The 22,929-nt window shown below is 62.5% G+C and carries 18 protein-coding genes and 1 pseudogene; 7 read left to right on the top strand and 12 right to left on the bottom strand.

Annotated elements, in window-relative coordinates:
- Nucleotides 1–32: 32 nt before the first annotated feature.
- The gene (locus C5L14_RS02535; protein WP_105860432.1) at nucleotides 33–782 is read right to left on the bottom strand and encodes an SDR family oxidoreductase; all 750 of its coding nucleotides are present in this window, start codon (nucleotides 780–782) and stop codon (nucleotides 33–35) included.
- Between the two features lie 104 nt (nucleotides 783–886).
- On the opposite strand from C5L14_RS02535, the gene C5L14_RS02530 reads away from it, so the two are divergent.
- Nucleotides 887–1,669 (top strand): IclR family transcriptional regulator, encoded by a 783-nt coding sequence (locus C5L14_RS02530; protein ID WP_245443193.1) that lies wholly within the window; start codon nucleotides 887–889, stop codon nucleotides 1,667–1,669.
- Between the two features lie 491 nt (nucleotides 1,670–2,160).
- Here C5L14_RS02530 and C5L14_RS02525 read toward each other — a convergent pair.
- Nucleotides 2,161–3,419 (bottom strand): annotated as a pseudogene (locus C5L14_RS02525) (flavin-dependent oxidoreductase).
- Between C5L14_RS02525 and C5L14_RS30580 the strand changes: the two are divergent.
- The gene (locus C5L14_RS30580; RefSeq protein WP_245443238.1) at nucleotides 3,418–4,023 is read left to right on the top strand and encodes a hypothetical protein; all 606 of its coding nucleotides are present in this window, start codon (nucleotides 3,418–3,420) and stop codon (nucleotides 4,021–4,023) included. The pseudogene C5L14_RS02525 and the gene C5L14_RS30580 sit on opposite strands and share 2 nt — an antisense overlap.
- Nucleotides 4,024–4,285: 262 nt before the next feature.
- Here the strand turns inward: C5L14_RS30580 and C5L14_RS02515 are convergent, their stop codons facing one another.
- Nucleotides 4,286–5,077: a response regulator transcription factor gene (locus C5L14_RS02515; protein ID WP_105860430.1), complete on the bottom strand. Its 792-nt coding sequence runs from the start codon at nucleotides 5,075–5,077 to the stop codon at nucleotides 4,286–4,288.
- Nucleotides 5,078–5,274: 197 nt separating this feature from the next.
- Here C5L14_RS02515 and C5L14_RS02510 point away from each other — a divergent pair, with 197 nt between their 5' ends.
- Entirely contained in the window at nucleotides 5,275–5,958 is a 684-nt protein-coding gene (locus tag C5L14_RS02510) for a CerR family C-terminal domain-containing protein (protein ID WP_105860429.1), read from the top strand.
- A 39-nt stretch (nucleotides 5,959–5,997) separates the two neighbouring features.
- Here the strand turns inward: C5L14_RS02510 and C5L14_RS02505 are convergent, their stop codons facing one another.
- From C5L14_RS02505 to C5L14_RS02475, 7 genes are all read right to left on the bottom strand, one after another.
- Nucleotides 5,998–7,026: a diguanylate cyclase domain-containing protein gene (locus C5L14_RS02505; protein WP_209432020.1), complete on the bottom strand. Its 1,029-nt coding sequence runs from the start codon at nucleotides 7,024–7,026 to the stop codon at nucleotides 5,998–6,000.
- Complete coding sequence (locus C5L14_RS02500) at nucleotides 7,023–8,051, bottom strand: chemotaxis response regulator protein-glutamate methylesterase (RefSeq protein WP_105860428.1); 1,029 nt, start codon at nucleotides 8,049–8,051, stop codon at nucleotides 7,023–7,025. Before C5L14_RS02500 ends, C5L14_RS02505 begins: the two co-directional genes overlap by 4 nt.
- Nucleotides 8,048–10,303, bottom strand: coding sequence for a hybrid sensor histidine kinase/response regulator (locus tag C5L14_RS02495; RefSeq protein WP_105860427.1), 2,256 nt, complete (start codon nucleotides 10,301–10,303; stop codon nucleotides 8,048–8,050). Before C5L14_RS02495 ends, C5L14_RS02500 begins: the two co-directional genes overlap by 4 nt.
- Nucleotides 10,300–10,977: a chemotaxis protein CheW gene (locus C5L14_RS02490; protein WP_181160988.1), complete on the bottom strand. Its 678-nt coding sequence runs from the start codon at nucleotides 10,975–10,977 to the stop codon at nucleotides 10,300–10,302. The genes C5L14_RS02495 and C5L14_RS02490 overlap by 4 nt, the downstream gene beginning before the upstream one ends.
- The gene (locus tag C5L14_RS02485; protein ID WP_105860425.1) at nucleotides 10,974–12,215 is read right to left on the bottom strand and encodes a CheR family methyltransferase; all 1,242 of its coding nucleotides are present in this window, start codon (nucleotides 12,213–12,215) and stop codon (nucleotides 10,974–10,976) included. The genes C5L14_RS02490 and C5L14_RS02485 overlap by 4 nt, the downstream gene beginning before the upstream one ends.
- Nucleotides 12,212–12,631 carry a chemotaxis protein CheW gene (locus tag C5L14_RS02480; protein ID WP_105860424.1) on the bottom strand — a complete coding sequence of 140 codons (420 nt, stop codon included), beginning with the start codon at nucleotides 12,629–12,631 and terminating at the stop codon, nucleotides 12,212–12,214. Before C5L14_RS02480 ends, C5L14_RS02485 begins: the two co-directional genes overlap by 4 nt.
- A 121-nt stretch (nucleotides 12,632–12,752) precedes the next feature.
- On the bottom strand, nucleotides 12,753–14,384 hold the full coding sequence (locus C5L14_RS02475; RefSeq protein WP_105860423.1) for a methyl-accepting chemotaxis protein: 1,632 nt from the start codon (nucleotides 14,382–14,384) through the stop codon (nucleotides 12,753–12,755).
- Between the two features lie 849 nt (nucleotides 14,385–15,233).
- Between C5L14_RS02475 and C5L14_RS02470 the strand changes: the two genes are divergently transcribed.
- The 3 genes from C5L14_RS02470 to fhuF are packed head-to-tail and all read left to right on the top strand — an operon-like array spanning nucleotide 15,234 to nucleotide 19,359.
- On the top strand, nucleotides 15,234–17,339 hold the full coding sequence (locus C5L14_RS02470) for a TonB-dependent siderophore receptor (protein ID WP_105860422.1): 2,106 nt from the start codon (nucleotides 15,234–15,236) through the stop codon (nucleotides 17,337–17,339).
- Nucleotides 17,336–18,622, top strand: a complete 1,287-nt coding sequence (locus C5L14_RS02465) for an MFS transporter (protein ID WP_245443191.1) — start codon at nucleotides 17,336–17,338, stop codon at nucleotides 18,620–18,622. Before C5L14_RS02470 ends, C5L14_RS02465 begins: the two co-directional genes overlap by 4 nt.
- Nucleotides 18,619–19,359 (top strand): siderophore-iron reductase FhuF, encoded by a 741-nt coding sequence (fhuF, locus tag C5L14_RS02460; protein WP_105860421.1) that lies wholly within the window; start codon nucleotides 18,619–18,621, stop codon nucleotides 19,357–19,359. The genes C5L14_RS02465 and fhuF overlap by 4 nt, the downstream gene beginning before the upstream one ends.
- 90 nt (nucleotides 19,360–19,449) lie before the next feature.
- Here fhuF and C5L14_RS02455 read toward each other — a convergent pair whose 3' ends face one another.
- A complete protein-coding gene (locus C5L14_RS02455; RefSeq protein ID WP_105860420.1) occupies nucleotides 19,450–19,749 on the bottom strand; it encodes a hypothetical protein in 300 nt (99 codons plus the stop codon).
- A 190-nt stretch (nucleotides 19,750–19,939) separates the two neighbouring features.
- Nucleotides 19,940–20,932 (bottom strand): helix-turn-helix domain-containing protein, encoded by a 993-nt coding sequence (locus C5L14_RS02450; RefSeq protein WP_105860419.1) that lies wholly within the window; start codon nucleotides 20,930–20,932, stop codon nucleotides 19,940–19,942.
- Nucleotides 20,933–21,169: 237 nt separating this feature from the next.
- Between C5L14_RS02450 and C5L14_RS02445 the strand changes: the two genes are divergently transcribed.
- On the top strand, nucleotides 21,170–22,924 hold the full coding sequence (locus tag C5L14_RS02445; RefSeq protein WP_105860418.1) for a hydantoinase B/oxoprolinase family protein: 1,755 nt from the start codon (nucleotides 21,170–21,172) through the stop codon (nucleotides 22,922–22,924).
- The last annotated feature ends 5 nt before the right edge of the window (nucleotides 22,925–22,929 follow it).

The following is a 22,929-nucleotide window of genomic DNA, read 5'->3' as shown; positions in this document are numbered from 1 at the left end:
TCTTGTGGGGTCTCGACTGTCGTCGATTTCGGTCAGATCGTCACGCCGCCATCGACAAGGACGGCCTGGCCGGTGACGAAACGGGACTCGTCCGAAAGCAGGAAGACCACCATCGGCGCGATGTCGTCGACATTGGCGAGCCGCCCCATCGGCTGACGGGCGATGAAGTCCTTCTCGGCCTGCACGGGATCGGCCGCGGCGGCGATGCGCCCGCGCAGCGAGGGCGTGTCGACCGTGCCGGGGCAGATGGCGTTGCAGCGCAGGCCCTGGCGGACATGGTCGGCGGCCAGGGCCTTGGTGAGGCCGATGACGGCGGCCTTCGAGGCGCCGTAGGCCAGGCGGTTCGGGAAGCCTTTCACCGAAGATGCCATCGAGGCCATGTTGAGGATGGCGCTCGAGCCCGTCTCGCTTGCACGATGCAGGAGGCCCGGCAGCAGGGCCCTGATCAGGCGGAACATGCTCTTGACGTTGAGGTCGAAGCTGAAGTCCCAATCCTCGTCGCTGCATTCGAGGATGCTGCCATTGTGGACGAAACCGGCACAGTTGAAGAGGCCGTCCAGGCCGGGCAGGGATCGGCCCAGTTCGGTGATGGCAGCGGGGTCGAGCACGTCGAGCCGGCGCGTTTCGATACGGCCGTCTGCCGCGGCAAGGGCTGCGAGCGCTTCCTCGTTGAGATCGGTGGCGATGACATGAGCGCCCTCGGCCGCGCAGGCGAGGGCGGAAGCGCGGCCGATGCCTTGCCCGGCGGCCGTGATCAGAATGCGTTTGCCGTCCAGGCGCATGAGGCGATCTCCCATCGAGTTCCTATCGCTGCGTGCAGCTCGTTTGTTGACGGATCAAATATGAACAATATATTCATATGTCAATAAAAGAGGGGGAACGCGCCTTGCCAAGACCGCCAAGGGAGCAGGAGGAAGGATCGAGCCGGGAGGCTCTCTACCGGGCACCGGCGCTGGACAAGGGCCTGGACATCCTCGAATTGCTGGCCAGCCGCTCCGACGCATTGACGCGAGCAGAAATCGTCAAGGAGCTCGGCCGGGGCGCCAGCGAGATCTATCGCATGCTCGAACGCCTGGTAGCGCGCGGCTATGTCTATCGTTCGGCCGAGGGAGACCGTTTCGCCCTGAGCATGAAGATGTTCGTGCTGGCACAGCATCATCAACCCATACGCCGGCTGACCTCACGGGCCATGCCCCTGATGGATCGGTTTGCCGAAGAATCCGGCCAGTCCTGTCATCTCGTCATGCGGGAGCGCGACCAAGCCGTGGTGGTGGCGAATGCGGCGGCTTCCGCAGACTGGGTCTTCACCGTTCGCGTCGGCACGACGATCGATCTGCTGAGCACCGGCTCGGGCCAGCTCCTGCTGGCTTTCCAGGACCCGCAAGCCAAGGCGGAGTTGCTGTTTCGCTGGAGGGATACCGAGAAAGCGGCGACCTTTGCCGGGCTCGAGGCGCAGCTCGCCGCCTATCGCGAGGCTGCCTTCCGCATCGACGAAAGCCAGCAGATTTTTGGGGTCAATGATATCAGCGTACCCATTCTCTCGGCCGAAAGGCATGCGCTTGCCGTGCTGACCTGCCCGCATATTCGCCGGACGGCGTCGGCGCAACCCGATGTCGGGCATACTCTTGTTCTGCTTCAGAAGATGGCCAAGGCCCTAAGTTTGCAGTAAAGATTTAGGAAAATTATGGAACATATTGTTATCGTTTAGTTTGTTTACGTTAATTCAAGCGCAGGAAGACGGACACAGCGTTGGTCGTTCCACTGACGCCTGTTGCGACACTGGCTCGGGGTGACCGATGCGGCCAAAGCTGCGGCGCGCGCCGTTCGTCGCAGTTTGCAATCTTGAACCGGGTTTTCTCGAGCCGCCCCCAATTGTGGATTAGAGGCTGGTCGAACCAGACTGCCGGACGATCATGCGATGAAGCGCGTTCGGGCGATCCGTTGAGGCGCCGGAGGTCAAATTGCTCCCGAAATGCGCCGGACCGAAAGCAGCCGCAAAGCGTGGGACAACAGCAAAAAACCCGATTTTTCAAGCGCTTGGCTTAATCGGGATGACGGGATTATGTTCCATAAGATATGTTATGCGAATTAGACATGTAGCGCCCTGTCGGAATGGACTCGCCCCTCTCTGCCGGGTCCGTCGCGTTTCAAAGACACGATTCAGGTCGAGGAGGATGGACGATCAGGCTGGTCTTGGCGCCCAAATCCCGCCAATGATGCGTAGCCGCGCACGACGCGCTCGCGCTCTTCATGGCTTGCGATGGCATCGATGTCGGCAAAGCCCTCGGGTGCCCTGGACTCCACCATATCGATCACTCCTTCGGGGCCGCCCTTGCGGTTCGCCAGCACGATCTTGGCGGTAACGGGCCGCCGCTCTGCGTCATAGGCTGCCAAAGCCGCCTCGATCGTAACCGCGGTACGCAGATGCTGGGACAAGGACCGGGCATCGAGGATGGCCTGGCTCGCTCCGTTCGAGCCTACGGGATACATCGGATGAGCGGCATCTCCCAGCAAGGTCACGCGCCCGAACGACCAGCGCGGCAGCGGTTCGCGGTCACAATTGGGATATTCGTAGAACGTGTCCGTGGCCTGGATGATCGCAGCCGGATCGACATAGTCGAGGTGGAAGCGGTCGCGAACAAATGACAGGACCTCATCGAGCATGCCCGGCCTGCTCCAGTTGCCGAGGGAAAAGCCCTGCGCCCGCTCATGGCCCGCCCGCGCCATCACCGCCCAGTTGGTCAGGAGCTTTCCTGAGTTTTGTTTATCCTTTTCAATTGGATAGAAGACGAACTTGGCAAAGTTGCCGCCGGCGATCGCCATGGTGCGGCCGTCCTGCCATTTCGGCCAAGGGGTGGCTCCGCGCCAGAGCATGATGCCGCTCCAGATCGGCTGGCCCTCCCCGGGGTGAAGCGCAGCGCGCACCACAGAATGAATGCCATCGGCGCCCACGAGCAGGTCGCCGACCGCTTGTAACGGCCTGCCGGTGCCGTCCGATAGATGGGCCGTAACGGTATCGCCGTTCTGCTCGAAACCGGTCACCCGACATCCGTTCGGATCACGCCAGGGCCCATGCGCTCGACCACGGCTCGATGGATCAGGCCCAGCAGCTTGCCTCTGTGAATGCTGAACTGGGGCGCAGGAAGGCCCGCGTCGATGCCACGCAATTCGTGCCAGACGACCTGACCGAACCGGTTCGCATAGATCAATTCGCGCGTCCGGATGCCGGCCGCATCGAGATCGTCGATCAACCCCAGCTCCGTCAGCAATCCGACGGCGTGCGGCAACATGTTGATGCCGACGCCGAGTTCACGAACCTCTTTGGCAGACTCGAAGATCTCCACGTCGATTCCCGCCCGGTGAAGGAACAATGCCGTGGTCAGCCCGCCGATGCCCGCTCCTGCAATCAGTGCTTTCATGATCCTGCTCCGTATTGAGAATGCGCGGTCGACAGGCAAGGCTTGTCGTCTGAGGCCTGGTGGCGACGATCTTGGGCGCAAGTCGTCCCATTGCTGTACTCTTGCCTGTTTCAAAGACGAAGCGGCAAGTGCTTTTCCGACATTCGACCGGAAGTTCCCGCTAGCTTTGGAAAACGGCGGGAGCTTCCCTGCTCGATTCCGGCGGCAATCGAAAAGGATCCATGGGGGGAGCAATATGGCATTTGCGATCAAGGCCGAGATACATGATCTTGATGTGGAAGACTTCAGCTTCCCCGCTCAGAAGACGATGTATGGCGGCAAGCATGTCGCAGCGGGCGACATCATTTTCCTGTTTGCGAGCGAAAATGAAGGCGGCCACGGTCTTTTCGCTCGAGGCATTGTGACCTGCGCTCAACCGATTGCCAAGAAACAGATCGTCTTGCGGCAGACCCCGCGCGTAAGCATTTCCGTACGCCGCACCGCGCTCACCCAGACACCGCTAGAGCAAAGCGCGTTCAGGCGTGAACGCGTGTTTGCTCTATCTCTTTGTTTGGACGCGTCTTTGCGATTATTGGTGACTGCGTCTAATCGCAAAACGCTATAGGGCGCCGCGAACTCAAGCCTCTGAACAATTGGCTGGATTCCCGGCCCGGCACGGAACTCAATTTCAAGCTTTATCGGCAGGCGACGAACAAGATCGTCGGCATCTCGGACGAAACGGCAGCTTTCCTCGACCGGTTCTTTCAAAGCACCAATGGGGAGGCTTTAGTTCCGATTCTTTCAGTATATCAATGAGTTAAAGATAAATTCCAAGTTTTTACATAAGGCGAGGCGCCGCGATCCCCTCACCGGCCGGGGCTTGCGTCTCAGGCGAGATCCTGCTGCCCGAAGAAGGTCTCCGCAAAATAGGCATTGGTCAGGGCCACGACCTCCGTTCTGTTGCGCGCGTTCAGGCGCTTCATGATGTTCCTGACATGCACCTTCACCGTGAACTCGCTCATCTCGAGTTCGACGGCAATCAGCTTGTTCGGAAGCCCCCGGCGGATCAGGGCCACGACTTCGAGTTGCTTGGCGGTTACCAAATCGCGCAGCGACCTTTTGCCGTCCGATAATGGCGCGGCCTGGGTCCGTGACTGCATCACACTATGGGACGGCACGAACACGCCGCCGCTGCGTACCAGGCGGATGGCGGCTATGGCGACATCGACATTGGAATCCATGGCGATGAAGCCACTGGCACCCTGCTCCAGGGCCTTCGAAACGTCGCTGGCCGACCTGGTATCGGAAATCACCACAACCCTGACGCCGGGTGCGATGGCCAGAACACGTTTCACCATCCGCTCGACGGCAATTGCGGTCTCCCGCGCTCCCGTGACGCACAACAGGACGACCGAGGCGCCCTGCCCCTGCCTCTCCCACTCCTCGACATCGGTGCAGCCTTCGACCACCAGGTCAGTTTCGGAGCCTGCCAGGCAGTGCATGAGGCAGGTTCGGATCAAGGTGCTGGCACAGATGACGACAATATGGGCGCTCGCATCCCGGTAGATCTGCGCGGCAGCCGCCGATGCGCCCTCGTCGAGCGAAAGGTCCGCGGCGGGATGCTGGTCATCGGCGGCTGGAGCGACTGGCTTGCGAGGCGCCGAGAAAGGTAGGGTCATAAGCGCGGTCCCAGCAGTTTGGTGGAGGTTCACCGAAAAGCAGAATCACCAGCGTGTGCGCTTTCGCACAGCCAACACCTCAACAGAGCGAGAGGGTGCTTGAACGTCGCCACAATGTCAAATCAGAATATGAAATTGACATTTAAAAGATCGTGGGTAAAAAGTTACTTCTCAACTGACAGCGCCCCAAGTTTTTCATGCCCAGACCCCTGCATGCCCGTCGTGTTTCGTCAGACAGCCAGGAGCGTGGCGTCAAAACGCGCCAAAACCTCATCGAAACCGCCGGACGGATTTTTGCCGACAAGGGCTACCATGCTACGACCAGCCGGGAAATTTGCGATCTGGCCGGCGTCAATACCGCGGCGGTGAACTATTACTTCGGCGGCATTCGCCCCCTCTATGAAGCGGCGGTATCCGAGGCGCGACGCGAGGTCGTCATCCCGCCCGAGGCCTTCGCAGCCATTCTGAAGCATGCCGAGCCCCTGGATCAGCTCAAAGCCTATTACGGCCTGATGGCCCGGCGATTGCTGTCTCCCGCCGAACGCTCCTGGCAGATCAGGCTGGTCACCCGTGAGATGGTGATGCCAACGGTGACCACACTGATGGCGGATGAGGATTTCCTGGCGCCTCAGATGCATTGGCTGCGCGACCTGCTTGCCCGCATGCTCGATCGTCCGTTGGACCATCCCGACATCGGAAGGGCCGAACTGGCGCTCAATGCCCCCTTCATGGTCCTGGCCACGGTGGAGCGCGGCGTGCTGGAAGCGATTGCGCCGAGCCTGGCGGAGCACGAACGGGAGATCGAACCCATGTCGCGGGCGCTGGAGACATTTGCGCTCGCCGGTGTGCAGGCCCTGGCGCACAAAAGCTCCGGGCATTAGCCCAATCCATCTTTCCGCTCGGGCTGAAGGGCGGCAATCCTACAGGCCGGTGGCCGTCGCGGCCCGGTTGCGGCCGGACCTCTTGGCTTCATACATCGCCTTGTCGGCGGCCTCGATGAGTCTTTCGGGCTGATCGTCGCCAGCGGGAATGTGGGTTGCACCACCAACACTGATCGTAACCTTGTCGGCGATCGGAGAGGCTGCGTGCGGCAGCCCGAGCGCCTCGATCGCCTGCACCACCTTATCCGCGAGAAAGGCGAGATCGCCAGCCAGGGTTTGCGGCAGCACCACGGCGAATTCCTCGCCCCCCATGCGCACCGCCAGGTCCTTGGGACGCTGGAAGGTCCCCCTCACTGCCGTCGCCACCGTTTTCAGCACCTCGTCGCCGGCGAGGTGGCCATAGGTGTCGTTATATTGCTTGAAGTGATCGACATCGATGATCAGCAGCGAGATCGGCTCCCTCGCCCGCATGGCCTGACGCCATTCCGTATCGAGATATTGATCGAAATAGCGCCGGTTGCTGAGACCGGTGAGGCCGTCGACATTGGTCAGGCGCTGCAATTCCAGATTGGTTTCCATCAGCTCCTGCTGGCTTCGACGCAGGGCACGATAGGCTTCGTCGCGCTGGATCTGAGTCAGATAGGCAGCCGAATGGTAGCGTATACGGGCAATCAGCTCGATCCGGTCGGGCAGCTTGACGAGATAGTCATTGGCTCCGATGCGGAAGGCCTCGCTTTTGACGGTTGCCTCCTCTTCCGTCGACAGCACGATCACGGGAATGGCCTTGGTGGCGGGATCAGCACGGTACTGGCGGACCAGCGTCAGCCCATTCATGTTGGGCATCACCAGATCCTGCAGGATCACGGTGGGCTTCACCCGTTTGGCCACGGCCAGGGCTTCCAGCGGATTGGAGCAATAATGCAGTTCGATCTCGGTCTCGTCGATCAGCGCCCGGCGAATGGCTTCGCCGACCATGAGTTGATCATCGACCAAAAGCACCATGACCGACCGCTGCGCCGTGTCGAGGGAAGCGGCGCCGTGGGATTTGGTGTCTGCTGGCTGGCTCATGGGGCGGTTCCTCTTCTCAGGCGCGGGGAGCCAAGCAGTTCGGTCAGACGCGAGGCGATTCTGCTCAGCGGCAGAATATCCGTCGCGGCGTCCAGGGTGGCTGCCGCCTTCGGCATGCCGTAGACCGCGCTGGTAGCCTGGTCCTGCGCGATGGTATGATGTCCAAGGTCACGGAGCGCTTTCAGCCCGCGCGCTCCGTCCGATCCCATGCCGGTCAGCAGGACGCCCGTCACGGTGCCGCCCCATAGACGCGCGACGCTGTCGAAGAAAACGTCCACGGACGGCCGATAGACCTGATCGATCGGATTGGGAGTATAGCCCAATTGTCGATTCGACTTAAAAACCAGATGATTGTCGGTGCCGGCGACCAGAACCTGCCCGGGAAGCGCGCGGTCCCCCTCGCTCGCCAGCCGGACGGGGAGCGCGGAATGCTGGCTGAGCCAATTGGCGAGCCCCGGCGCAAAGCGGGCATCGACATGCTGAATGATCACGATGCTGGCGGCAAAATTGTTGGGCAGGCTTTTCAAGACAGTCGCCAATGCAGTGGGACCGCCGGCCGACGCTCCGATCGCAACAAGCTGGCGGGCCTGCGGCCGCGCATCGTCGACAGGCCTTTGCTTGGGATTGCCTTCATTGACCAGATTGGCGATCACGTCGATCTTCGCCAGGAGGGGGCGCGCACCCCAACGGGTCTCCTGCGAGCCGAGCAGCGGCGTATCGACCGCATCCAGAGCTCCCTCCCCCATCGCCGCAAAAACGCGCGACGCATTGGTCTCGACATCGGCGGTCACGATCAGAATGGCGCAGGGAGACTGCGCCATGATCCGACGGGTGGCTTCGATACCGTCCATGCGCGGCATGATCAGGTCCATCAGCACGAGGTCGGGCCGGTCCCGGCGGCACAGCTCCACCGCCTGCGCGCCGTCGACGGCAACCCATGCAAGCTGATGCTGGGGCGCCATGGCGAGTACCCGGCGCATCGCTTCCACTGCCAGCGGCAAATCATTGACGATCGCGATCCTCATACAGCAGCCTCGCCAATCAGATCCACCACGGCATTGATCAGAGTATCATCCTGAAAACTGCCTTTGGTAAGATAATAATCCGCTCCGGCATCGAGGCCGCGCTGGCGATCCTCCGCCCGATCCTTGTAGGACACGATCATCACCGGCAGCGATTTGAGATCCGCGTCCTGCCGGATGCGGTGGACCAGTTCGATTCCGTCAAGGCGCGGCATGTCGATGTCGCTGATGAGCAGGTCGAAGCGGCCATTGCGCAGCGCGTTCCAGCCATCCATGCCGTCGACGGCCACTTCGACCTCGTAGCCGTGATGATCGAGCAATTTGCGCTGAAGCTCGCGTACGGTGAGGGAATCGTCGACCACGAGCACGCGCTTGCGCCTTTCCTCCTGCCGGCCCGCCGATTTCCGACCGACCTGGGCAAGCTGATCGGCGGACGAGAGCTTCTCCATGGAACGGATGATGTCCTCGACATCGATGATCAGGAGCGGCGAACCGTCCTCCATCAGGGCGGCCGCGCTGATATCCTTGATTTTGCCGAGGCGCGGATCGAGCGGCTGAACCACGAGCTCGCGTCCGCCGAGGAAGCGCTCGACGACCAGCCCATACATGGCGCCGGGGCTGCCGACCACGACGACACGCAATTCGTCCTCCGCATTGTCCGCCGGCGCGCAACCGAGCACCTGATGCGCGCCGACCAATCCGACCAACTGTCCATCGAGGCTGAAATGCTGGCGCCCTTCCACCGTTTTCACCTGATCGCCCGCGATCTTGATGGCGCGTACGATATGGGCGAAAGGAAAAGCATAGGGTTCGCCGCCGATTTCCACGATCAGAGAACGGACCACCGAGAGCGTGAGCGGCAGTTCCAGCTTGAAGCGTGTGCCTTCGCCAAGCTCGGAGGTGACCCGCACAAGGCCGCGGACCTGGCGGACCATTTCCTGAACGACGTCCAGCCCCACGCCTCGTCCGGAAATGACGGTAACCTCTCCTTTCATGGAAAAGCCGGGCAGAAACAGGAATTCGAGCAGTTCATGGGGGCTGAGCTTGCCGGCGGTATCGGGGCTCGCAAGGTTGCGTGCAATCACGGTTTGACGGATCTGCTCGAGATCGACGCCACGTCCGTCGTCGGAGACGGTGATCTGCAGCGTGCCCGCCCGGTGTGATGCTTCCAGACGCACCACGCCTTCCTCGGCCTTGCCGGCGGAAAGCCTCTCGCCAGGGTTTTCGATACCATGGTCAAGAGCGTTGCGCAGAAGATGGCCGAGCGGAGCGTCGAGCCTGTCCAGAATGTCCCGGTCCACCAGCGTGCGCTCGCCGATGATCTCCAGCCTAACCTTTTTGCCGAGTTCGCGCGCAATGTTGCGCACCATGCGAGGATAGGCGGCGATGCCGTCGGAAAAGGGACGCATGCGGATCGCCAGCGCCTGGTCGTAGAGCCGGTGGGCGAGCGTGGTTGCCTGATGGTCGGTGGTTTCCAGTTCCCCCAGGCGTTGCGACAGATGCTGCCGGCATTCCAGGAGGCGCTGCTGAGCCTTGTCGAGAGCTATTTGTGCCCGCTCGTCCAGGAGCTGGGCCGGCAGGAGGGCCCGCAGCGACTCCAAGGCGGTGGCGGCTTCCAGCTGAAGGCGCTTGAGACGCTGCAACGATTGGCCGAAAGGCCCCAACCACCGCGACTCGACCAGCGATTCACCCGCGAGATCGAGAAGCCGGTTGAGGTTCTCGGCGCTGACACGCAAGGCCCGGTCGGTCGATCCGGGGATGGACGATGTTTCGTCCATTGCCGGCATCGGCACGGGCATCGACACGGGAGCGGGCTCGGATACTGGCGCTGGCGCGGGAGGGCGCGTGCCCTCGCCCGGCGGCTGGTTGAGTTCCAGCACGAACCGGTCGGCTTCGGCCTGCCAGGCCCCGTCGCGCGAGCCGCTTTCGAGATCCGGCGATCTGGCGAAAGACAGGAGCAGGTCGACGCCGCGCAGGAGCACGTCGATCCGGTCATGATCCAGTTGCGTACCGTGCTGCTGGGCCAGTACGAAAAGATCTTCCATCGCATGCGCGATCGTCACGCCCGCGTGGATCTCGACGATTCGGGCAGCCCCCTTGAGAGAATGGGCGGCTCGCATGCTGGCTTCGATCTGATCGGCCCGCATCGGATCCTTGTCGAGCGCCAGCAAGGCCGTCGTCAGGGCTTCGGCCTGCGCTTCGGCTTCGATGCGGAACAGGTCGCGCATTGAGAATTGGCTGAGGTCCTGGGTCATCGTGCCAATCCCCGGCCGAGCGCCTCGAACAATGCATGCTCATCGAGCCGCCCGACATTCCTGTCACGCCAGGATAGCAATCCTCGGGTGAAGCCCGAGCTCGACTGGGCCACGGTCGCCGGCACCGGCTTCAGATCCGCCTCCGTGTAGAGGTGGGTGTACTGGACCTCGTCGACCGGAAAGGCAAAGCGTGAGCCGGCATGGTGGGCAACGATCAGCCGGCCCTGCGGAGCATCGTGCTCGGCGCCGATGAGCAGCTGCGCGATCGACACGCAGATCACCAGTTCACCCCGCACATTGACCAGCCCCAGCAACGCAGGACCGCGCCGATGCGGCAGCGAATGGATGGTGCGCAGGCCGGTCACCTCGTCCAGAACCAGGGTAGGCAAGGCGAACCACTCGCTGCCCAGGCGGAAGATCAGCACCGATTGGGAATTGGACGAACGCGCGATCACGTTCACTCCGGACGGCGCAATGGCGGCCTCCCCACCTGACGGAATGTCGCGGTCGAGCAGCTGGGAGGCCGCCCGCGAAAACACTTCGCAATTGTGGCAATGCGCATGACGACGGAGTTCGGGGCATGACTTGTCGCCGCGCACGCCGATCCGCTGCCAGCAATTGTCGATCGCCGATGGCGAGGCCACGGAGGGCGCGTCGGAAGCGAGGCTGGTCATTGCGCTCTCCATTTATCCAGACGCCGCAGGCGCTCATCGAGCAGTTTGGCGCCGCTATGGTCGCCCTGTTTCTTGAGCAGGAGGGCGAGATGGCCGAGCGCCTCGGCATTGGCGGGATCCAGGTAGAGGGCCTTGCGGTAATAGCGCTCCGCCGCGCCAAGATCGTTGGAGGCGTCGCTGATCAGGCCAAGCAGCGCCAGGGCATCCGGCGTTGCGCCATCCCGGCGGATCAGCATTTCGCATCCGCGCGCGGCCTCCTGCAGCTGGCCTCGATCCGCCAGGAGGCGCAGTTCTTCGAGATTTGGCGGCGCCGGTTCCCGCTTCTCCTCGCGTCGTGGAAAAGCCGGGGAGATCGGTCTCGGTGTCGGCGAGGGCGGCGGCGCCCGTCGCGGCCGGGGCTCCGCCGGCGGTGGCGCGGGCCGAGCCTTGGCAGGGCCCGGCCGGACGCTTTCCTTGTGAAAGGCGAACGCCATCGGAATCTTGGCAGAGGTGAAGCCGTTGGAGCCCATCAGCCCTGCCTCCGAATGGCCGACAAAGGCGACGCCATGGGGCGCGAGCAAGCGCCGGATCACGCCGACGACGTGCTTTTGCGTCGCCGCATCGAAATAGATCAAAAGGTTGCGGCAAAAGACGAAATCATAGCTCGCGGGATCGGCGTAGAAATCGGGGGCGACGATATTGCCCTGGCTGAATTGCACGAGGCCGCGAACGGTATCCCTGAGCCTGTATCCGTCATCGGTTGCGTCAAAATAGCGGTCGCGAAAGGCCAGGTTTTGTCCCCGGAACGAGTTGCGGCCATAGATGCCCTGCCCGGCAAGGGCGAGCGAACGCGCGCTGAGATCGACGGCATCGATACGAAATTGGGCGGCGGTCAGGCCGGCGTCGAGCAGCGCCATCGCCATCGTATAGGGCTCTTCCCCGCTCGAGCAGGGCAGGCTGAGGAGGCGAATTGGGCGGGACGCATCCGCCTGGAGCGGTCCGCGCGTCACCAGCCGCGTCAAGGCAGCAAAGGCCTGCGGATCGCGAAAGAACCAGGTCTCGGGAACGATGACAGCCTCGATCAGTTCCTGCGTTTCCTCCTCGGAATTTTGCAGCAGTTCCCAGTAGGCCTGGATGTCATCGAGCTTGCATGCCTTGGAGCGCGCCGCCACGGCGCGTTCGATCGCCGACGGGCCGATCGAGGCCGCATTCAGCCCGATGGCGCGCGCGAGGAATTGTTCGAAGCGAGGATCGCTCATTGGCTGGTCACCGGCTGGCTGCGAATGGCCGCAAGAAGCGCAGCCGGCAGTAGGCCCTCCAGTTCCACACGCTGAACCAGACCATCCGGGCCGGGGGCGAAGGGGGCGAATTCCGCCGGATCCAGCCGCAGCATCTCCGTGGCCTTTTCCGCGATCAGGCCAAGCAGGACGGCATCGTCCCGCGGATGGCGCATGACGATGATGCGGGTGCTCAGGCGCCGGTGGGCCGGCCGGCCGAGTTCGAGGGCGCACAGATCAATGACCGGCACGAAGCGGCCGCGATATTCGAAGGAGCCGGCCACTCCCTCTGGGGCCCCACGCACCTTCTTCAATTCCGTCAGCGGCACGACTTCGACGATCGGGTCGATCGTCATCGCAAAACCTTCATCGCCGATCCGGAAATAGAGGAAGAGCATTTTCGGTTCCGTCACTCCTGGAGCAAAGCGCCTTTCGACGAAAGACGCTGCAACGCCAGCTTCTGTTTCCACGCGCCTTTGCGATTCAGGGCAGTCCCGTCCCATCGCAGAGGTGAACGCGTCAGGCCATCTCCAGTTTGAAGCGTGCGATGCTCCCGCTCAAATTGCTGGCGACGTGGTTGAGTTCATCGATCGCGGAACTGGACTGGCGCAGGGATTCCACCGTCTGCTGCGTCGCCTCGGTCAACTGCAAGAGCGCCTCGCTGATCTGCTCGGCTCCCGTGGCCTGCGCCTGCATGCCGTCGCTGACGGATTCATAACGCGGCGCAAGCGCCTGCACCTGTGTGATGATCTCGGAAAGCTTGGCTCCAATTTCATGCACGTCATGGAGGCCGCGCCGCACTTCCTCGGAGAACTTGTCCATGCCCATGACGCTGGCCGACACGGCCGACTGGATCTCCTTGACCATCTGCTCGATGTCGTAGGTGGCGACGGCGGTCTGGTCGGCCAAACGGCGAATTTCGGAGGACACCACGGCAAAGCCACGCCCGTACTCACCGGCCTTCTCCGCTTCGATCGCGGCGTTGAGCGACAACAGATTGGTCTGGTCGGCAACCTTGGTGATCGCGGTGACCACCTGGTTGATGTCGCTGGCCTTTTCGTTCAGCACCGCGAGCTTGGCGGTGATGGAGCTGGCGGCGCCCATCACCTGGTTCATCGTGTCCTCCATATGAGCCAGCTCGACCTTGCCGCCGGACGCGAGACTGGCGGTATGCTCGGACACCGTCACGACGTCGGACATGGTCCTGACCAGTTCCCTGGAGGTTGCGGCAATCTCGCGCGAGGTCGCACCGATCTCCGTGGTGGTCGCGGCGACCTCCGAGGCCGTCGCCTGCTGCTGTTTGGACGTCGCCGCAATCTCGGTCATCGATGTGCTGACACGGATACCCGAGCGCTGGACCTGGCCCACGAGTTCCATCACTTCGTCGGCCATGCGGTTATAGCCTTCGCCGAGATCGCCCAACTCATCCTGGCGAACGATCTGCATGCGCTGGGTGAAGTCACCCTTGCGCATGGTGTCCATCAATGTCTTCAACTGCAGCAAAGGCTTGGTGATGGCGCGCAGCAGCGAAAAACCCGCGACGGCGGCAACCACCAACGCAAATGCAAAAGCCACGATCATGGCGCTCAGCAGCGACAGAATCTCGTTAGCAACGATATCGGGCAAGGCGAAGGCCCGCTGCTGGTTGAACGCGATTACATCCGTAAGGTTCTTGAAGGCCATCTTGAAAGCGGCGTCGACGCCGGAAGCGGCAGACGCTATCGCCTCCCCATTCGCAGCCATCCCGTTGCGTGCGGCCGTTTGCTTGAGAAAAGCGTCCTTGGCATTCTGGTAAGAGGCGACTGAATCCTTGAACCGCGAGAAGAGCTGTCGATCGGCATCTGCTACGATCGTATCCTCATAACCCCTGAAAAGCGCGTTCGTCTTGGTCCGGTCATCGGCAAGCTGATCCTCCGTCAGGGGTTTGGCCGTGGCCTCACGCGACATGACGAAAACAAGATAGTCTTCAAAGAGCCGATCCTTGATGACGGCGGCTTCTCGCAGCCCCGCGACGGAGTCGGACTTGAGGCTGGTGACATGGTCTTCGATCGACTTGAGTTGCCAATAGGCAAACACTCCGATCGCCAAAACAACCAGAAGGATAATGCCGAAACTCAGCATTATACGTGCACGAATAGTTACTTGCTTCATGGAAACTGCCGCGTCATTTCAGTCTTGCAACGATCAGCACGTCGAGCATGGTAATATGGCACGACCGTACGACGAAATCCGTAGGAAAAGCTACATCGAAATCCACGATAAATAAGGTCAGATTCCTTAAAGGCAAGTGTGCCCGACCAGCGGAAGTCGACGCCGATGCCATCCATAGCTCATCCCCTCAGCCGAACGATGTCTTCGCGACATGCCCACTCGGATCGACGAGTTTCCGGGCTCGTTCCCGCGATCATCGGCTCCGGCAAGCAACGGGGCGGGACGAAGATCGCCGTCTCTCACCTTTGACTGGACTCCCCGTTCGTTCCTGCTGCGCATATGCAGCAAGATATGCCTGCCAAACATTAATCTCTTCATAATGAAGGACTTACTTCGGAAATATGCTTTTGCGGCAGAAGATGCTTCACGCAGGTATGACGCCCGCGGGCAGATCCGGCAAAGCCCCCTTTCAGGGCCGTGTGATAACTGGCCGCGCCAGGAGCACAGCGCCGCTGTGCTCCGAGAAGGAGGCGCCATCAAGACGACTTGGCGTGAGCTTGGTTTCCGACCGTATCGAAGCCGTGCGAGACCCACGGAGCAGATAATTCAGTTTCTTTCTTCAGCAACACGAATTCAAAGTTGATACATGCCTCCCCGCGCCGTGTATTAAGGAATTTTAAGTGCATATTTGATTGTATATTTGAAAGAATATTTATATATGGATTTCTACAAATCTGGAGCTTTGTTTCTATAAGTTTAAATTAGAATAATTAAAATATGCGCTCGTTGACTTCTATCAACATATATTGTTAGGCGGGGCGGACTTTTTCTAAAGAAAGCTCTCGGCTCGTGAATCTCAAATTTGCCCTTCTGGCATCCGCACCGCTTGTTCTGACGTCTGGCGCCGCCCATGCGCAATCCAATGGCGCCGCACCGATCGAACTCGATCCGGTGGTCGTCGAGGGCAAGAACCACGGTGGAGTCCCGGGCGTGATCGCTACCACCGGCTATGTCGCGACCTCCGGCCGGAGTGCTACCAAGACCGATACCCCTCTGCTGGAGGTGCCGCAGTCCGTCTCCACCGTGACGCAGCCCCAGCTCGAAGAACGCAAGCCGCAGAACCTGCTCGAGGCGATCGCCTACACCCCTGGCGCCGTCGTGGGCATGTATGGCTTCGACTCCCGCTATGACGGGTTCATGATCCGCGGCATCGACATGACCAATACCGGCGTGTTCCGCGACGGGCTCAGGCAGCTCAACAGCCCAAACGGCCTGTTCAGGCTCGAACCTTACGGGGTGGAGGCGATTTCCATCCTGCGCGGCCCGGCCGCTTCCATTTACGGTGCCAGCAGTACTGGCGGCATCGTCGACATCATCTCCAAGCGCCCGACCGAAACGCCTTTCCGCGAGGTCGAACTCCAGACCGGCTCCTTCGGCCGGCTCCAGGGCAATTTCGACTTTTCGGGTCCGCTTAATGCCGACCAGACGCTGTTCTATCGATTGACCGGCGTCGTACGCGACGCCAGGGCCGAACTGAGCGCCGGCAGGGACGACCGCGTGTTCATCGCGCCGGCCATAACCTGGAAGCCGAACGACAAGACCAAGCTCACCCTGTTGGGTGAGTACATGGATTCCACCGTCGGCGGCACCCAGGTCTATCTCAACCGATATGCCCCCTATGTCGACAGCCAGGGCAACGTTACCGACAAATCGATCGGTGCCGTCAAAGTGTTCGCCGGGGATCGCCGCTACAATGACTTTCGCCAGCAGCAGGGGCGCATCGGCTACGAGTTCGAGCATAAATTCAGCGATGACCTGATCCTGCGGCAGAATGCGCGCTATTCGCAGCTCGGCACCAACCAGGAATATTATTATTTCGGTCCCGGCCTGACCCGCGAAAGCACCGCCGGCTTCGTCAGCGATACCAGCCTGGAGAGCCACTTCACCACCGGGCCGGTCGAACACACGCTGCTGACGGGCTTGGACACCAGCTATCTGCACTACCGTTCCGCGGAAGGGTATGGCGGCGTGCCGCTCGGGGTCGATCCGCCACTCACCACCCAGTCCAAGCAGACGCTGGCGATGACCGGCATTTATGTTCAGGACCAGGTCAAATGGCAGAATTGGCGCCTGACCCTCGGTGGCCGGCATGATTGGCTCTATGGCCGCTTCAGCAAGGGCACGCTTGGCAGCGGCGTGACGCAAAGCAAGAGCCGCGACACCAAATTCACCGGGCGGGCCGCCTTGAGCTATGTCACCGATTTCGGTGTTGCTCCGTATGTCGCCTACGGCACCTCCTTCACGCCCAATCCGGGCACCGTGCTCAATGGCAGCGTTGCCGTGCCCACGACCGGCGAACAGACGGAGATCGGCGTCAAATACGACATTCCCAATATGAACGCCTCGCTGCGGGCCGCCGTCTTCGACATGCGCCAGAACAATGCGGTGGTCTACGAGGTCGTCGACGGCCTCAACAAGCAGGTACAGCTCGACGTGCGCTCACGCGGCGTCGAGATCGAGGGCGTCGCCTCGCTGACCAACGGGCTCAGCGTCCAGGCGTCCTATTCCTACAACGACGCCCGCATCCTCAAGCTCACCCCGGATACCGAGGGTAACCGGCTGTCGAGCGTGCCCTATCACATGGCCTCTCTCTGGCTCGACTATGCCTTCCAGGAGGGGCCGGCCACGGGCCTGGGCATCGGTGGCGGGGTGCGCTATGTCGGCTCGAGCCTGGGCGACAACCTCAACCGCTCGGTGCTCGACAACAAGCCGCGCACCTTCGTCGATGCCTCGATCCGCTACGATCTCGAAAATCTCAACCCGAAGCTGGCAGGCATGCGCATGCAGGTCAGCGCCACCAATCTTCTCAACGAGGTGAAGCAGACCTGCACGGTCGGCTATTGCTATTTCGACGAGGGACGCAAGGTCATCGCCAGCCTGCGCTACCGCTGGTGAGCCGCCCCGAACCCGGTACGCCGACAAGGCGCGCGCTGTCTTCTCCGCTCGCCATCGTGCTCGGTGTCGGCGGCCTCTATGTCGGCCAGAGCATCATTGGCGGGCTGACCTTCATCGCCCTGCCGAGCGTGCTGCGGGAGCGCAATCTGCCGCTCGACCAGATCGGCCTGCTCTATCTTGCGGTGCTGCCCTGGGCCTTCAAATTCCTCTGGGCTCCGGCCGTGGAGCGCTACCGTTTGCCGGCCACCGGTCATAGCCGCTCCCGCTCGATCGTCCTGCTCGGTGGGTTGATCTCGGCCGCCGGCCTCATGTCGGCGGGGCTGATCGGGCCATCCGCCTTCATGCCTTTGCTCATCGTGCTGCTGCTGATCGCCTTCGCCACCTCCACCAGCGACATCGCCTGCGACGGGCATGCGGTGGAGACTCTGTCGGAGCGCTATCATGGCTGGGGCAATGCGGCGCAGGTCGGGGGCGCCTATCTGGGGTCGGCGATCGGGTCCGGCCTCTTCCTGGTGCTGGTTGCCCAATATGGCTGGGGCGTCGCCTGCTTCGCCATGGCGGCCCTGTTGATCGTGCTCGGCCTGCTCTTCGTGGTCTCGCCGGCACCGCCCTCCCCCGGGCGTGACCATCGGCCTTCCCTGCGCCAGGCCCTGCAGCGCAGGGACATGCATCTCGGCCTGGCACTGGCCGCCGTCAACGTCATTGCGCAAAAATGGGGTGTGAGCATGCTGGGCCCGTTCCTGATCGACAGCGGCCTCGACCTCACCTCGCTCGGCATCGTCAACGGCGTCGGCGGCATGGCTGTCGGCTTCGTCTGTGCCCTGATCGGTGGTGCCTTGGTACGGCTGTGCGGTGCGCGGACCGTCTTGGCGCTGGCCCTCATGCTGCAGGCAGTGGCGCTGTCGGGCCTGGCCTATGCTGCCTGGAAGGGGGGGGTCGGCCAACCTCTCCTGCTCATCCTCGCCTTGGCAAGCTCGTCCGGCATCATGGCTCTGGGCTTCGTCGCGCTCTATGCCCAGTTCATGGCGGTTTCCGATCCTCGCCAGGCCGGCATCGACTTCACGCTGCTGCAGTGCATGGACGCACTGGTGAGCATGGCCGGCGGTATGGGCGCGGGCTGGATTGCCCAGCACTGGGGCTATGGACTCTATTTCGGCCTGGCAGCGCTCCTCGCCCTGGCAGCCGCGCCGATCGCCGCGATCCTCAGCCACCGTGTCGCCGTACGGTCCGATGCTCGCAAGGTCCAGAGGGAGGCGCTCGCCGGCGTTCCATCCGGCCGATGATAGCATCCCTCGCGCCCTGCTTTGCCGGAAACCTCCATTGGTACGGGGAAGCCTTGGTGCTGCCGGGCACGCATGACGGGGCCATTGCCGGCCACAGCCTGCTCGAAAAAGGCGTGGCGGAAGAGCTGATGTCGCGGTTTGCCGGCACCTATCCAGGCGCCGACCGTCATGCCCTCGTCTCGATGTGGACCCAGTGGCATTTCGGGGCACTGGTCATCCCGGCGACCGCCGCAATCTTGCTGCTCGACCGGGACCTGCCGGTGGATCTCGACGCGATCGGTATCATTCCGCATGAAAGCGGACGCACGGCCGCGCTGGTCATTCCGGATGACGGCAGGCCGCATTGCAACAATGCGAGCGAGCGCTTCTCGCGCCTTTTCGAGGGGCATGTCGAACCGCTGATCCGTAGCTTCGCCGGGCGATTTGACGTGTCCAAGCGCCTGCTATGGACCAATGCGGCAGCCATCTTCGAGTGGACGCTGCACCAGGTCCTGGAGACGGGTGGCCCCTGCCCGGCCGCCCTGGAGGAAGGCCGCGCCTTGCTGCAGCGGCGCAGCGGCGAGAACGGTCGCCCCAATCCGATCTGTGGCGCGATAAGCTATCCCCTGGAACAAGGGCAGCCCGTGCGGCGGCGGAAAATCTGCTGCCTGCGCTATCTCCTTCCAGGCGTGGAGGATTGCGGCAGCCTCTGCCCGCTGCCGCCGACGAGCCGGCAGCAGGCAAGCCTTTCCGCTTAGCCCTGCAATTGGAATTTGGCGGAAACATCAGCGCAATTGCAGTGATGCCCGCGCCCCAGGCAAACGCCCTAGGCGCGCCTAAATCCGGTATCAGTGCATGATCTCGGCGACCCAGGCGCTGTCCGGGCCACGGGCGAAATAGACCTGCACCTGGTTCGCTCTCGCCTGCGGCGTATCCTTCACCATGGCCGTGCACGTCACGCCCGGGCGACCGACGGCCGGCACGCAGGAGTTGATATGGGCAGTCTGTTCCTGCTTGGCGGCCAGCGCGGGTATCGCCCGCATGGCAGCAGTTGCCTCTGCATCGCTCGGCTGGTCCAGGAGCGGGGCGGTCGCGGACGCCAGGAAAACGAAAACCAAGCCATCCGCCAAAGTCCGGTTGATCGGCACGGCGGCCTCCTGTGTTCAACGCGTGAAGAACAGGCGTAGACGCCCTTATAAACCAGCAAGGGGGCAGAAATCGGATGGAGGCTTCCGGCCAAGGAACCGTCGATAGATAAGTGTACTGTCATCCTCTTCCCTCGGCTTCGCTCGCCGGGGATGACAGCCTGAAAGCGATGTACTTATTCTGCGACGCGTCCTAAGCGGTGCCGGATATGTCCGGCGGCGCCTCTGACCTGCCCATGCGGCGGTTCAAGCGGCGATATTCGCCGGGCGGCAGGCCGAAACGCGCCCTGAAGCTCCGTGAAAACTGGGCCTGGTCGGTGAAGCCCCATTGATAGGCGATCTCGGCTGCGGTCTGGGTGTTGGCGGGATTTTCGAGCGCGGTACGGCAGGCCGCCAGCCTCTGATCCCGGATCCAGCCCGCCACCGTCTGGTCGGTGTCGCGGAACAGATCGTGCAGATAACGGATGGAAACCCCGCAGGCCCGCGCAATCATCTCGGGGTCGAGGCGCCATTCGTTGAGATGGCCTCGAACATAGGCCTCGATCCGGGCGAGATGCGCCTCGCGCACCGTCGAGCTGCCGGATGTAAGGACGCGCTCGTCCGCCTTGACCGCCAGCACCAGCAGGTCGATGAGCTGGCGCCCCACCGCATTGCGGGCCTCCTCGTCCAGCGCCTCGAAGCGCTGGGGCAGGAGATGCAGCATGTCGGCGAAGAGGCCGCCGGCGCCGTTGGCCGCGTCGAATTGCAGCGAGCACAATCTGTCCGGACTGCGGATGCGCTCCGACAGCGGCTGAGACGCCACCTTCAGCACCCAGAGATCGGCGGGGTCGGCATGGCTGAACTCATAGGGCTCGTGGCTGCGCTCTAGGAAGAACCCGCCGGGCGAACAGCGCACCTCGCTGCCGCATTGGGAGAAATAGACCTGGGAGCGGGTCGGCACGGTCACCAGGAACTCTTCCTTGCGGGCCCTGCGAAAATGATGCGGCAGGCGCAGATATTGCAACCCGTCCGACGACAGGCGGGAGATCGACACGTCGCCGAACTGCCAGATGGTGAGGTCGCCGAAGAAATGATCGGGGTGGCGGAACGTCAGGTCGAGCGGGAAATAGGCTCCGGCAATGGCCTGGTGCCAGTGCCGGCTCCGATCCATCGTACGGGTCGCGCTCGTGGTGACGGACGTCTTCATGACAGCTCCACAGAACGGCTGTCGAGACTAGGCGCGGCAGACGAGGATGGCAATCGCCCGGTCCCTTCGTCCGGCCGATTGTGCACTCAGCGTCAAACCATTGCTCTCTCCCTGCAAAGACGGCCGCCGCCAAACCTGATTGGCTGACGAAATGACGGTGCGCAGACGCCGCTGCAGGGGATCATACGGAGAACGAGCTCGTTTTCCGCACCGCCCGCGGCCGGCCAGGGAGGATGAATGTCGACAGAGCGAGCAAAAGTTGATCCGATCACGCTGTCGGTGGTGCGCGGGGTCCTGGAGACCACCCAGCGCGAGATGACGCTGGCCCTGGAAAAGACGGCGCGCTCCTCCGTCTTCAACCTGGCGCATGACTATTCCACGGCGCTCTTCAACGCCCGCCCGGAGATGATTCTGCAGGGCCAGGACATTCCCATCCATCTCGGCTCGTTGATCCCGGCCATGAAAGCCGTCGCCAAATTCTTCGGCGACGACATCCATGAGGGCGATCTCTTCCTGCACAACGATCCGGCCTTCGGCGGCAGCCACGCCATCGACACCTGCATGTACAAGCCGGTGTTCTATCGGGGCGAGCTGGTCTACTGGACCGTGTGCAAGGGTCATCTCACGGATATCGGCGGCCCGGTTCCGGCCGGCTACAACCCCAACGCCACCGAGATCTACGCCGAATGCCTGCGCATCCCGCCGGTGAAGATTTGGGATCGCGGCAAACCGCGCGAGGACGTGCTCAACCTGATCTTCTCCAACATGCGGGCCCGGCGCGACCAGGAAGGCGATTTCCGCGCCCTGATCGGCGCCTGCCAAGTGGGAGAACGGCGCCTCATCGCCCTCCTCGACAAATATGGCAAGTCTACCGTCGATGCCTGCATCGACACGCTGCTCGACATGGCCGACCGGCATATGCGCTCGCTGATCGCGAGCGTTCCCGACGGCACCTATGAGGGCAAGGCCATCCTGGAAGATGCCGGACACGGTTTCGGCGATTTCGAGATCGCCGCCAAGGTGACCATCACCGGCGATGCCTGCCACATCGCCATCTCCAGCCCGCCGCAGGTGCCCTATTTCATCAATTCCTACGAGGGCAATTCCCATTCGGGCGTCTATCTCGGCCTGATGATGTTCGCCGCCCTGCCGCCGCCCTACAATGAGGGCCTCTATCGCTGCGTGAGCGTCGATTTCGGTCCCAAGGGCACGCTGTGCAACGCGCAGGAGCCTGCCCCCCACATGAACTGCACCACCACGCCGATGGAGACGCTGACCGATGCCGTGCGTCTCGCCTTCGAGAAGGCGATGCCCTCCAAGGTCGCGGCCTCCTGGGGCCATGCCAACGGGCTCAACATCGCCGGCAAGGATGGCCGTACCGGCGAGGAGTTCGTCACCATGGTGCTCGCCACCATCATCTCCGGCGGCGGCGCCACGCCCCAGCAGGACGGCTGGCATGCCGTCGGCCCGGAATGCTGCTTCGGCGCCCTCACTTCGGGCGATGTCGAACTTCTCGAATATTCCTATCCCATCATCATTCACCGTTATGCGCTGATGACCGATTCCGGCGGGGCCGGAAAATTCCGCGGCGGTTCGGGCACGGCCTGGGAGGTCGAGCCCCTGACCGGCGACATGCTGTGCATCGGCTTCGGCGAGGGGCGGCGCATTCCCGCCATGGGCGCAGCCGGCGCCAAATCCGCTCTCATCGACAAAAAGGTCGGCCGGGTCGAACTCCGGCGCGGGGGCGAGGTCACGGTCGAGCGCAAGAACATCATCAAGACCATCAAGCCCGGTCAGACCATCACCAACCTCAACCCCGGCGGCGGCGGCTATGGCAACGCCTTCGAGCGCCCCATCGAGAAAGTGGTGTGGGACGTACGCAACGGCCTCGTCTCCGTCGAGGGCGCCCGCGCCGACTACGGCGTGGCGATCAAGGATGCCGAGACGCTCGAAGTCGACCTCGCCGAAACCCGCCGGCTCCGGGCGGCTTGAAAGAA

It is taken from the genome of Labrys okinawensis (assembly GCF_002982075.1).
GTDB classification, from domain to species: Bacteria; Pseudomonadota; Alphaproteobacteria; order Rhizobiales; family Labraceae; genus Labrys; species Labrys okinawensis_A.
This window is presented reverse-complemented; position numbering and strand designations above follow the sequence as displayed.

Bases quoted from the DNA above. Each gene is read 5' to 3' on its own strand.
- fhuF (WP_105860421.1), top strand. From the start codon at position 18,619: ATGATAGCATCCCTCGCGCCCTGCTTTGCCGGAAACCTCCATTGGTAC.
- C5L14_RS02475 (WP_105860423.1), bottom strand. From the start codon at position 14,384: ATGAAGCAAGTAACTATTCGTGCACGTATAATGCTGAGTTTCGGCATT.
- C5L14_RS02505 (WP_209432020.1), bottom strand. From the start codon at position 7,026: ATGAGCCAGCCAGCAGACACCAAATCCCACGGCGCCGCTTCCCTCGAC.
- C5L14_RS02485 (WP_105860425.1), bottom strand. From the start codon at position 12,215: ATGAGCGATCCTCGCTTCGAACAATTCCTCGCGCGCGCCATCGGGCTG.
- C5L14_RS02535 (WP_105860432.1), bottom strand. From the start codon at position 782: ATGCGCCTGGACGGCAAACGCATTCTGATCACGGCCGCCGGGCAAGGC.
- C5L14_RS02495 (WP_105860427.1), bottom strand. From the start codon at position 10,303: ATGACCCAGGACCTCAGCCAATTCTCAATGCGCGACCTGTTCCGCATC.
- C5L14_RS02500 (WP_105860428.1), bottom strand. From the start codon at position 8,051: ATGAGGATCGCGATCGTCAATGATTTGCCGCTGGCAGTGGAAGCGATG.
- C5L14_RS02515 (WP_105860430.1), bottom strand. From the start codon at position 5,077: ATGACCCTACCTTTCTCGGCGCCTCGCAAGCCAGTCGCTCCAGCCGCC.
- C5L14_RS02450 (WP_105860419.1), bottom strand. From the start codon at position 20,932: ATGAAGACGTCCGTCACCACGAGCGCGACCCGTACGATGGATCGGAGC.
- C5L14_RS02480 (WP_105860424.1), bottom strand. From the start codon at position 12,631: ATGCTCTTCCTCTATTTCCGGATCGGCGATGAAGGTTTTGCGATGACG.
- C5L14_RS30580 (WP_245443238.1), top strand. From the start codon at position 3,418: ATGATCCTGCTCCGTATTGAGAATGCGCGGTCGACAGGCAAGGCTTGT.
- C5L14_RS02445 (WP_105860418.1), top strand. From the start codon at position 21,170: ATGTCGACAGAGCGAGCAAAAGTTGATCCGATCACGCTGTCGGTGGTG.
- C5L14_RS02490 (WP_181160988.1), bottom strand. From the start codon at position 10,977: ATGACCAGCCTCGCTTCCGACGCGCCCTCCGTGGCCTCGCCATCGGCG.
- C5L14_RS02510 (WP_105860429.1), top strand. From the start codon at position 5,275: ATGCCCAGACCCCTGCATGCCCGTCGTGTTTCGTCAGACAGCCAGGAG.